Consider the following 9,999-nt stretch of genomic DNA (forward strand, 5'->3'; position numbering starts at 1 on the left):
CACATTCGCAGCGCCCTTGCTGTTATGCTCCCATTATACGGGCTGCGCGGGTAAAAAGCAACTGGCGAACTGCTCAAATCCCCTATAATTCCCAACAAAAAACTGGCAAAATTGTCCATCGCCCCCCAAGGCCGGGTGTGGTATACTGGTAAGGCGGCCTTTACCCTAGATTTACCAGCCGCGAGAGGGGAACAAAATGGAAATTGAACGCAAATGGATGGTCACCGGCTGGCCCGCAGGGCTGCCCCTGACCGAAACTTACCAAATGGATCAGGGCTATATCAGCGTGCGGCCCACGGTGCGCATCCGGCGGGAGGCCCTGCAAGGCGGGGCTACGGCGCTGGTGCTCTGCTTCAAAGGGGCGGGCACCCTCAGCCGGGAGGAGATCGAAACCGAGATCGACGCCGACCTGTTTGCCAAGCTGGAACACCTCATCGGCAAGCCGCTTATCCACAAGGAGCGGCGGGGCTATCGACTGCCCGGCGGGCTGACGCTGGAGGTCAACTGTGTGGACCCCGACCTGCCCACCGCCTTCTGGTACGCCGAGGTGGAGTTTGCTACCGAGGCCGAGGCCTTGGCTTGGCAGCCGTCCTCCGTCGGGCTGGGGGATTATCTGGCCGACGAGTGTACCGGCAAGCCCGGGGCCAGCATGGGGGAATACTGGGTCCAGACCCGGACGGATTCCGCCCTAGTATAAATTGTAAAATTGTGCCGCTCTGCTTTACAAACGTTGGTAAAGCGGATAGAATAGAAGTAACTAGTCATCGGCAACCCGTCCGCAGGCGCTTCGCCCCTCGGACAGATTCCACCAAGAAAAGAGGAACTGCGAATGAAACGTAAGCTACTGCTCGTTATGGCCATCCTGTCACTCTGCGTTGTGCTGGCGGCCTGCAAAAAGAAGGGGGAAGAGCCCCAAAGCACCGCTGCGCCGGAAGTCACCGCCACCCCTGAACCGTCGCTGGAACCCTACGCGGCCAACGTGCTCACCGGCGAGCCGCAGGGCGACGGCTATAAGAACCAGCGCATCACCGCGGTCATGGTCAACAACATTGTGGCAGCCCGTCCTCAGCGTGGTCTGTCCAAGGCTGACATGCTGTTTGAGATCAAGGTAGAAGGCGGCATCACCCGCTTTATGCCCCTTTACACCGACTACGAGGAGATCGGCGAAGTGGGTCCCGTCCGCTCTGGCCGTGACCAGTTCTTCCGTCTGATCCTGCCCTGGCAGGCCCTGTATATCCACGAGGGCCAGTCGGTGGTCATGCAGCAGTATGCCATCGATTACAGCTACGGCAACCTGAACAACAACGACGGCGCCAGCGGCTACCGGGACTACAACCGTGTGAACTGGGCGGGCGCCAGCTACAACAACGGCACGCTGAGTAAGGAACACACGATGTACACCAACTCGGACAACATCGCGGCTTATATCGAGAACAACAGCGTGGATATGGAGCGCACCTACAACTCCACCTTCTTCAACTTCGTGGACTACCGCACCGGCGAGACCCGGGACCTGTCCAACAGCTTGGACAGCGCGTATAGCGATAAGTACGGCCCGGTGGTCAGCGACGGCGAGTACGTCGAGATCGAGCACAGCCCCTCCTATAAGACCCGCTTTATCTACGACGCTGCCTCCAACACCTACAAGATGCAGCAGAACTACTCGGACGGCCAGTGGCGGGATACCGTGGACGAAGCCGCCGACAACACTGTGCTGACCTTCCCCAACGTCATCGTCCTCTACACCGACATCCACACCTACCCCGGCCATGAGGAAAAAGACCTGCAGTATGCCGAGTACGCCTGGGGCGGCATTGGCTACTACTGCTACGGCGGCAAGTGCGAGAAGATCTACTGGCAGAAGGGCACCCCGCTGGAGACCCTGCGGCTCTACTACCTGACCGAGGACGGCCAGTGCAGCGACACCCTGCTGGATGTGAACATCGGTAAGAGCTATGTGGCTGTGACCGACGTGGACTACGCCGAGAACTTTGTCCACACCACGCTGGACGGGCAGAACCTGAGCAGCGCCACCACCAGCACCTACGAGAGCAACTATGTGGAAGATAACGCCGAGGCCGGCCAGACGCTGGGCATGAGCACCGACGATCTGACCACCAACGCCACCGGTTCCGGTGACGATACTGCCGAGGCTCCGGCGGAGAGCACCGCCGACACCGAGGACCCGGCTGCCGCCGACAGCGCGGTGGATCCGGCTGCGGAAGATCCCGAAGCGGTGGGTTGATCCAACCGAAAAACCGATAGAAACCACAGCGCAGTCCGCCCGGCGCGGGCTGCGCTCTTTCTTGGGAAAGGAACCCTTATGAAACGAAACCTGCAAGCGCTGGGCTTGACGGCGGCGCTGCTGGCGGCGCTGCTGCTGGGCGGCTGCACCGGCCAGCGCCCGGACGGAGAGAACGCCACCGCCGAAACGGCAGAGCCCACCCCGGCGGCGGAACCCATCCCCAATCCCCTCACCGGTGTAGCCGACGGGGATTACACCAACCGGCGCCCGGTGGCCGTTACGCTGCGCACGCTGGAGGGCGCCCAGCCCCAGTGGGGGTTGTCCACCGCCGACGTGCTGGTGGAGGGTGTCACCGAAGGCACCACCGCCAGCCTGATGGCGCTGTACGCCAACGCGGACAGCATCAGCAAGGTGGGGCCGGTAGGCCCCGGCCGGGACCTGCTGCTCCAGTTGGCGCTGCCCCTTAACGCCCTGCCGGTACACATCGATAAGAACGTCTATGCCTCCAACCTGCTCAACACACTGAGCTATCAGGATCTGGACGGCTACCACATCGGCAAGGCGGCTTTCGCCTTCGATCAGGACCGGCAGAACGCCGGCTACCGGGAGGAAAACTGCTGGTACACCACCGGCGAGATGATCCAGAACGGGCTGAGCACCTACGGTACCTCCTTGGAGGGGGCCAACACGCCCCTTTTCGTCTTTGGGGAGCGTCCTGCCGTGGCCGAGGATGCCCGCAACGCCACCACGCTGACCATCACCTTCTCGGCGGATGACAGCGAACAGTTGGTCTACGCCGCCGACACCGGTCTGTACACCAAGACCAATGCCGACGGTTCCCCCACCACCGACACCGACAACGGCCAGACGGTGGGCTTTACCAACGTGTTGGTGCTCTATGCGTCCAGCGGCATCAAGGACGACGGATACACCCGGGATTACGATATGACCGGCGGCACCGGCATCTACCTGACCGGCGGCGGTTGGGAGCAGATCCAGTGGTCCAAAGAGGATGCCACCGGCCCCTTGCAGCTCACCGATGCCAACGGCCAGACGCTGGTGGTCAGCCCCGGCAAGAGCTTTATTGCCATCTGGGGCGGCTACTATGGGCAGGGCCTGACGCTGACCGGCGCCGACGGCACCGAGCAGACGCTGCCCGAAAAACCTGCTCTGCTGGAAAGCGGCATCAGCGACGAGGATGCCGCCGCAGCACAGGCCGAGTTTGACGCCCGCCAGAAGATCATTGACGCACAGGCCGCCGTGGAGCAGGCCACCGCCCAGCTCTCCGAGGCGCAGACCGCGCTGGAGGAAGCCCAGACCGCCTTGGATGCCGACAGTTCCAACGAGGAGCTTATCGCCAAGCGGGATGAGGCGCAGGCGCTGGTGGACAGCCTGAACCAGACCATCGCCGACAATCAGGCCATTCTGGATGCGGCCGGCGTCACCGCCACCCCCGCCCCCGAAGCCGATTCCGGCGCCGAGAGCGGCGAGTAAACCCAAAAACAAACCCCCGGCAGGATTCCCTGCCGGGGGTTTTGTTGTGCTTGTTTTAGGCTTCCGGTTCTTCCATCCCGTCCAGATAGCCCACCGGTACCACGTCGTAGGCTTCGGCCAGATGATCCCGCATCCACATTTCGGCATCCAGCCGCACGCTGTACCCGGCGCCGGGGTCGGTCATCCATTCCTCCGGCTTGCGGAAGGGCAGGGCGTGCTGGGCCAGCATGTTCATGATGACCCCGCCGTGGGTCACGCAGGCGGCTTCCTCGGTGTGGGTGCGCAGCATGTACTCAAACATCTTCATCAGCATGCCCGACGTACGGTTGAAAAACATCTGCCGGTCCTCGGCGCCTTCCGGTACCGTGCGGCTGGTGGGATCCATCCACTGGGCAAACTCCGGGTCCTTTACCAACTGCTGCAAGGGCTGGCCTTCAAACTTGCCAAAGGCCATCTCCCGCAGGTCCTGCAGCTCGATCTGCCGCACCCCGGGGAACAGCAGCTCCGCCGTCTGGGTGGCCCGCAGCATCGGGCTGGTAAAGACCAGCGGTACCTCGGGGTACCGGAACTGGGCTTTCAGCTCCTCCAACTGGGCCCGCCCTTCATCACACAGCGGCAGGTCGGTGCCGCTGCCTATGTACAGCCCTTGCAGGTTGCCCGCGGTCAGGCCGTGGCGAATCAGATGCAGCTTATAATATTTCACGGTGTGTTCTCACTTTCCTTATAGCATATCGTTACAAGCATACCCCAAAATCGGCGGTTCTGCAACGAAAAATGGTTACAATTTGGTTGCAAAAACAAAGGGCCGACCCCCTTTTCCAAAATTTGCCCACAATATTTATACCCGGCTGCGGGGCGGCATCCCCAAAATGTAGACACGGGGGCGGCCGTGCCCTTTTGGGGGCCGAAAAACGGCTCGAAAGAGGTCGAAATCCGGGTTTACAAAATGTTTTTTGACAGATATAATATACAACACGTAGAAAATTTGGGCGGGCGGTCCCGGCGGCCCGGTGGCAACAACACCGGTGGGACCTGCTGCGAAAGAGGATCACTATGGCCATGGAATTCAGCCGGATTCTTACGCTGCTGCGTAAAGAACGGGGCATCACACAAAAACAGGCGGCGCAGGATCTGGGCATCAGTCAGGCGCAGCTTTCCCATTACGAGAAAGGCATCCGGGAATGCGGATTGGCCTTTGTGGTGCAGGTGGCGGACTACTATGGCGTCAGCTGTGATTACCTGTTGGGCCGCAGTGCCGAGCGCAGCGGCCAGACCATCAAGGTGGAGGACCTGCCCGAGACCGGTTCCGCCACCAGCGGCAGCGTGTATCGCGGCAGTGTGCTGCCCACCATGTACAAAAAACTCATCGAAAATTCGCTGGACATCCTGTACGATAAATTGCAGGAGAGCGGCGACAAACAGTTGGTCACCGACATCAGCCGTTATTTGATGTTGGCGGTCTACAAGGTGTTCCGCCAACTGCACGACGCATCCCCCCGCAACGTGACGGGGATGTTCCGGGTAGGGGCGGCCCGGTGGCAGGCCAGTGCCGATGCCGCCATGCGGCTGACCGAGGCGGATCTGGCTGCCACCCTGCAAGGGGAGGACGGCGCCCGCAGCAGCGAGGACCCGGCCACCATGGCGCTGACCACCGAACGGCTGACCCACGACTATCCCCGCCATGCCACCAGTTTGCTGAATCTGGTCAAAAATGCCGAGGAATCCATGCGGGGCCTGCAATGGCCCGAATAAGGGGTCACGCCGCGACCCACCAAAACCGAAAGATGTGCCGAACCTTCGGCTGCCATGGCAAGACCGCCGCTCCCGGTTGGGGGCGGCGGTCTTGCCGTTTATTTCCCGATCAACGCTCTCCGGCAGTTGGGGCAGACGAATTTGCCATGGATCTGTACAGAGCCTTGTACCACCTCACCGCAGAGGGCGCAGGCATCGGCGGGACGGTACTTGCGCAGCAGGATAGCATCCCCTTCGGTAAAAATCTCCAGCGGGGTTTCGGTGGTAATGGCAAAGGTGCGGCGCAATTCTTTCGGCAGCACCACGCGGCCCAGCGCGTCGATGTTGCGAACGATCCCAGTCGAAATCATAACAGATAAACCTCCTGTTTCTACCGCAAGCAAGCGGCAAAAACTGCAAAATATGGTGGGGATTTTTGTCCCCTAACGCAACTTCTTGTAGCTATTATACGAGAGTTTGGTAATATTGTCAATATTTGGAAGTTCAAAACCGCTCGACAAAAAGCGACAATAGACGGTAAAACGATACTTTTTGCTGCGCGCCGGTCGCTTTTGGCGGCTTGGGAAGAATCTTCCTTTTCCAGAAGAGGAAAAAGCACACAACCGTTACAAGTCTGAAACAACTTTGACACAACTCTGCGGTAGGATGAATTTACGGAAGTAAAACGCCCATCTGGCAAAGGAGTGTGCCATGGCAAAAGGACGTGTGGTTTTTTATGAGGATGCCCCGCGGCAGACTGCCCCCCCTCGGACGGTCTACACCAGCCATGCCCGGCGGCGCCGCAAACGGCATCACCGTCTGGCCAAGCTGCTCTTTGCCTTGGCGGCACTGGTGCTGGCGGCTTCGGTGGGGTATGTGGTATGGTACACGCAGGGCGAATCCACCAGCCTTTTGCCCGAAGCAGAACTCCCGCGGGAGGCAGAAGCGGAAGGCGGCGGAGACGGCAGTGCTTCGGCTGCCGCGGCGGTCCCGGCAGGGGATGGCCGCATCGTGGTGGCGGTGGACCCGGGCCATGGGGGCGTGAACCCCAGCATTGGGGCCGAGGACTACGGCAGCGAGGCAAACGGCCTGCGGGAGAGCGAGATCACGCTGGCCACGGCGCAGGCCCTCTATGACCTGCTGGCCGCCGACGACCGGTTTGCCCCGCTGCTTACCGCCGACGGCACCACCTACCTCAAACCCAGCGAGCGGGGCGCCGTGGCGGCCGCAGCGGGGGCGCAGCTCTTTGTATCCATCCACCTGAACTACGACGGCAGCAGCGCTTCCAGCGGGTTTGAGTGCTATGCCGCGCCGCCCCATCTTTCCACCAACGCCGACAGCCTGCGGTTCGGCCAACTGCTGGCCGATGCCTTTGGGCAGATGGGCCTGCGGTTGCGGGGCACCAACGGCGTGCGGTACTTATATTATGATGACAACGACAACAAGCAGATCTACGAATCCACCGACACCACCCCCCGCTGGCTGCCCACCTTCACGGTGCTGGAAGCCTGCCAGTGTCCGGCGGTCCTCTGCGAGGAAGGGTTCATCAGCAACAGCGGCGATATGGCGCTGTTGGCCGGCAGCGACGGCTGTGCCGCGGCGGCCCAAACCTACTATGATTGTATCTGTACCTATTTCGGGCTGACCTAAAGGCGGCCCCTGCGCGAACTTTGTGCGCAGGGACCGTCTTTTTTGTTGTTTTGCGGCTCCCTGCCCAGTACGCCGGACTTTTGCCGGGATTTTCGGCAGGGTTTGTCCCCCCGGGGTGGATTGGCACAGTTTCCCACTAGTTTTTGGGTTTCCCCGGCCTGTGGCAAAAAGCACCGTTTCCCCCGTGGTATAGTGCAGCTACCGTACGGCATACAACATAAAGGGGGAACCGAACTTATGGCTGTCTTTACCAATACAAAGGAAAAGGTACATATTCCAACCCTGCACGCCGGGGCGCTGCTGCCGGCGGGGGCGCGGTGGTCGGCGCTGGCGTGGCAGGGGGCTGCGGCCCTTACCGGGGCGGTGCTGGGCGCCGGGCAGGTCTACGGTGGGGCCGCACCCTTCGGGCTGGCGCTGGTCATCGGCTGTCCGCCCGCCTATCTGCTGGCTTCCAGCGTGGGGGCGCTGGCCGGCAGTCTGGTCTTTCAACCCATCGCCATGGGGCTCAAACTGGCGGGGGCGCTGGCGGCTGCCGTGGCGGGGCGGTGGCTCAGCGGCGGCAAATCCCGCATGGGTGCTTGGGCCGGGGGCATCGCTCTGCTGGTCACCCAAGCTTTGGGCATTTTTTTCACGGGGGGCATCCTGGACCCCGGGCAGGTCGTCGCCACGGGATGCACGGCGGTGCTGGCGGCGGCGTTGGGTTGGGCGTTCCTCCATTTTCCGGTACAGGAACCACGGGGTGTCTGCCTGTGGTTGGCGGTGGGGGTGGCCTGCCTCCAGCGCTGTACCCTAGGACCGCTGGCTCCGGGCCTGGCACTGGCGGCAGCGGCGGGGCTGTGTGCCGCCATCGCCGGTACGCTGGAACAGACCGCCGTACTCAGCATCGCCTTGGCAGCGGCCATCACGGCGGCCAGCCCGTCCCTCTGCTATGCGGCGCTGGCAGTAGCACTGGGCAGTCTGGCCTCCGCCTGCCTCTTCCCGGGGGAGCGCTGGCGCTGCGCAGGGGTTTTTGTGGCGGGCTGTACGGCGGGGGCGCTGGCCGCCCCCACGGCAGCCGGGGTACTGCCGCTGGCCACCGGCGGGGGATTGGGTCTCTGCATGGCGGTGGCCCTGCCGGGGGAATGGCTGCGTACCGTCTTTCCGCCGCCTGCACCCCCGGCCCAGAGTCAGGGCCTCACCGGGGCCGCCCGCCGCCTAGCCAATGTGGCCGATACCCTCAGCGATATTGCCGACACCGTCAACGCCGTCTGTACCCGGCAGATGCCCCCCAAAGGGGAAAACTTCGACTTTGTGGTAGAGCACATCGCTCGCACCACCTGCCAGACCTGTACCCGGCGCAACCGTTGTTGGGTGCGGGGCTATGCCACGGCGATGGACGGGCTGTACCAACTAAAACCCACGCTGGAAAGCAGCGGCCATGTGGAGGTGGAGGATCTGCCGGGCCAGCTTTCGGTGTGTATTCATCCGGGGGATCTGTGTACGGCGGCCAACCATGGCTACCGGCTGTGGCGCAGCCGTCGGCAGACCCGGGCCCGGGCCACCACGCTGCGCACCGCCCTGACCGAGCAGTACAGTGCCTTGGCGGGGGCCTTGGCGCAGCTAGCGGGGCGGCTGGGGCAGGCGGGTCTGCCCGACCCCCGGCGGGAGGGCAAGGTGACCCAGCTCTTTGCAGGGCTGGGACTGGATGCGCTGGAATGCAGCGTCACGTCGGACTTGGCGGGCCGTCTGACGGTGGCCGTGACCATTGCCCGCACCCGGTTCACCGAGGAGGAGGTCACCGAGCTGACCGGGGAGGTAAGCCGCATCTGCCGTCGGGATCTGGACGTGCCGGAGATCACCCATTGCCGCACCGTGACGATGCTCAGTTTTGGGGAGCGTCCGGTGTTTCGGGCGGAGTTTGGCGCCGCGGGGCATCCGGCCCACGGCCAGACGGTGAGCGGCGATGCGTTGGAACAATTTTGCGATGCCAGCGGCCGGGCGCAGATGCTCCTCTGTGATGGGATGGGCACCGGACGTCCGGCGGCGGTGGACGGCCAGATGGCGGCCCGGCTGACCAGCCAATTACTGCGGGCCGGTTTTGCCGCCGAGAGTGCAGCCCGGCTGGTGAATGTGGCGCTGGGCCTGAAAAGCGCCGAGCAGGAATCCGGCGCCACGCTGGACCTGCTGACCATCGATTTATATACCGGCCGGGCCGGGCTGTTCAAAGCCGGTGCGGCGCCCAGTTTCCTTGTGCGGGGCGGGGTGCCCCGCATGCTGGAAGGCGCCAGCCTGCCCATGGGCGTGCTGGACAGTCTGGTAGGCCGTTCCACCACCTTTGCGCTGGATGCGGGGGACTGGGTGGTGCTGGTCAGCGACGGGGCGCTGACCGACGGCAGCGAATGGCTGATGCAGCAGTTACAGCTCTGCGTCAAGCTGGGGCATACCCCCCAGCAGGCGGCACAAGCGGTGGCGGACGCCGCCGCGCGCCGGGCGGGGGAAAAACAGGACGACATCACGGTGGCGGTGGTGCGGCTGGCCCAGCCTTGACCGCAGTTCAAAAGGGGGAACATGCCTGCACGGCAGTGCCTGACAGACCCGCTTACCGGTGGGGCAGCGCCCCCATCGGGCTGCGGCTTCTGGCTACCCTGTCAGGCTTCGAAATTTCCCTTGGAGGGGTAGATTTGCCAACTGTATAAAAATATTTCAAGAAATTCCGAAAAAACTGTTTAAAATTCCACAAATATGTGGTAAAGTAGTATCAATCGGTGAGAAATGTTCAAATTCACCAGTAATCTACGCCGCAGGGCGGGTCATAGAGCCCCGGCGCGAAAAGAGGTTTGACGATTCATGGACTATGCAAGCAAAGACATCCGCAACATTCTGGTGGCCGGCCATGCCGG

At 62.5% G+C, this 9,999-nt stretch carries 8 protein-coding genes; 6 read left to right on the forward strand and 2 right to left on the reverse strand.

The window, feature by feature from the left end:
- The first annotated feature begins 196 nt into the window (after positions 1–196).
- From Q0526_RS07575 to Q0526_RS07585, 3 genes are all read left to right on the forward strand, one after another.
- The gene (locus tag Q0526_RS07575) at positions 197–697 is read left to right on the forward strand and encodes a CYTH domain-containing protein (protein ID WP_298732188.1); all 501 of its coding nucleotides are present in this window, start codon (positions 197–199) and stop codon (positions 695–697) included.
- Positions 698–829: 132 nt separating this feature from the next.
- A complete protein-coding gene (locus Q0526_RS07580) occupies positions 830–2,245 on the forward strand; it encodes a DUF3048 domain-containing protein (RefSeq protein ID WP_298732190.1) in 1,416 nt (471 codons plus the stop codon).
- A gap of 78 nt (positions 2,246–2,323) precedes the next feature.
- Positions 2,324–3,739 carry a DUF3048 C-terminal domain-containing protein gene (locus Q0526_RS07585; protein ID WP_298732192.1) on the forward strand — a complete coding sequence of 472 codons (1,416 nt, stop codon included), beginning with the start codon at positions 2,324–2,326 and terminating at the stop codon, positions 3,737–3,739.
- A 55-nt stretch (positions 3,740–3,794) separates the two neighbouring features.
- Here Q0526_RS07585 and Q0526_RS07590 read toward each other — a convergent pair whose 3' ends face one another.
- Positions 3,795–4,442 (reverse strand): histidine phosphatase family protein, encoded by a 648-nt coding sequence (locus Q0526_RS07590; RefSeq protein ID WP_298732194.1) that lies wholly within the window; start codon positions 4,440–4,442, stop codon positions 3,795–3,797.
- A gap of 350 nt (positions 4,443–4,792) precedes the next feature.
- On the opposite strand from Q0526_RS07590, the gene Q0526_RS07595 reads away from it, so the two are divergent.
- Complete coding sequence (locus Q0526_RS07595) at positions 4,793–5,491, forward strand: helix-turn-helix transcriptional regulator (RefSeq protein WP_298732196.1); 699 nt, start codon at positions 4,793–4,795, stop codon at positions 5,489–5,491.
- Positions 5,492–5,589: 98 nt separating this feature from the next.
- On the opposite strand, the gene Q0526_RS07600 is transcribed toward Q0526_RS07595, so the two are convergent.
- Entirely contained in the window at positions 5,590–5,841 is a 252-nt protein-coding gene (locus Q0526_RS07600) for an AbrB/MazE/SpoVT family DNA-binding domain-containing protein (RefSeq protein WP_298732198.1), read from the reverse strand.
- A gap of 340 nt (positions 5,842–6,181) precedes the next feature.
- On the opposite strand from Q0526_RS07600, the gene Q0526_RS07605 reads away from it, so the two are divergent.
- Both Q0526_RS07605 and Q0526_RS07610 read left to right on the forward strand, forming a co-directional pair.
- Positions 6,182–7,120, forward strand: a complete 939-nt coding sequence (locus Q0526_RS07605; protein ID WP_298732200.1) for an N-acetylmuramoyl-L-alanine amidase — start codon at positions 6,182–6,184, stop codon at positions 7,118–7,120.
- 237 nt (positions 7,121–7,357) lie between these two features.
- Positions 7,358–9,646 carry a SpoIIE family protein phosphatase gene (locus Q0526_RS07610; protein ID WP_298732202.1) on the forward strand — a complete coding sequence of 763 codons (2,289 nt, stop codon included), beginning with the start codon at positions 7,358–7,360 and terminating at the stop codon, positions 9,644–9,646.
- The last annotated feature ends 353 nt before the right edge of the window (positions 9,647–9,999 follow it).

This window comes from uncultured Subdoligranulum sp. (genome assembly GCF_937890665.1).

What these genes read in the sequence shown, in the direction of transcription:
- Q0526_RS07575 (WP_298732188.1), top strand. Translation starts at nt 197, where the DNA reads ATGGAAATTGAACGCAAATGGATGGTCACCGGCTGGCCCGCAGGGCTG.
- Q0526_RS07580 (WP_298732190.1), top strand. Translation starts at nt 830, where the DNA reads ATGAAACGTAAGCTACTGCTCGTTATGGCCATCCTGTCACTCTGCGTT.
- Q0526_RS07585 (WP_298732192.1), top strand. Translation starts at nt 2,324, where the DNA reads ATGAAACGAAACCTGCAAGCGCTGGGCTTGACGGCGGCGCTGCTGGCG.
- Q0526_RS07595 (WP_298732196.1), top strand. Translation starts at nt 4,793, where the DNA reads ATGGCCATGGAATTCAGCCGGATTCTTACGCTGCTGCGTAAAGAACGG.
- Q0526_RS07600 (WP_298732198.1), bottom strand. Translation starts at nt 5,841, where the DNA reads ATGATTTCGACTGGGATCGTTCGCAACATCGACGCGCTGGGCCGCGTG.
- Q0526_RS07605 (WP_298732200.1), top strand. Translation starts at nt 6,182, where the DNA reads ATGGCAAAAGGACGTGTGGTTTTTTATGAGGATGCCCCGCGGCAGACT.
- Q0526_RS07610 (WP_298732202.1), top strand. Translation starts at nt 7,358, where the DNA reads ATGGCTGTCTTTACCAATACAAAGGAAAAGGTACATATTCCAACCCTG.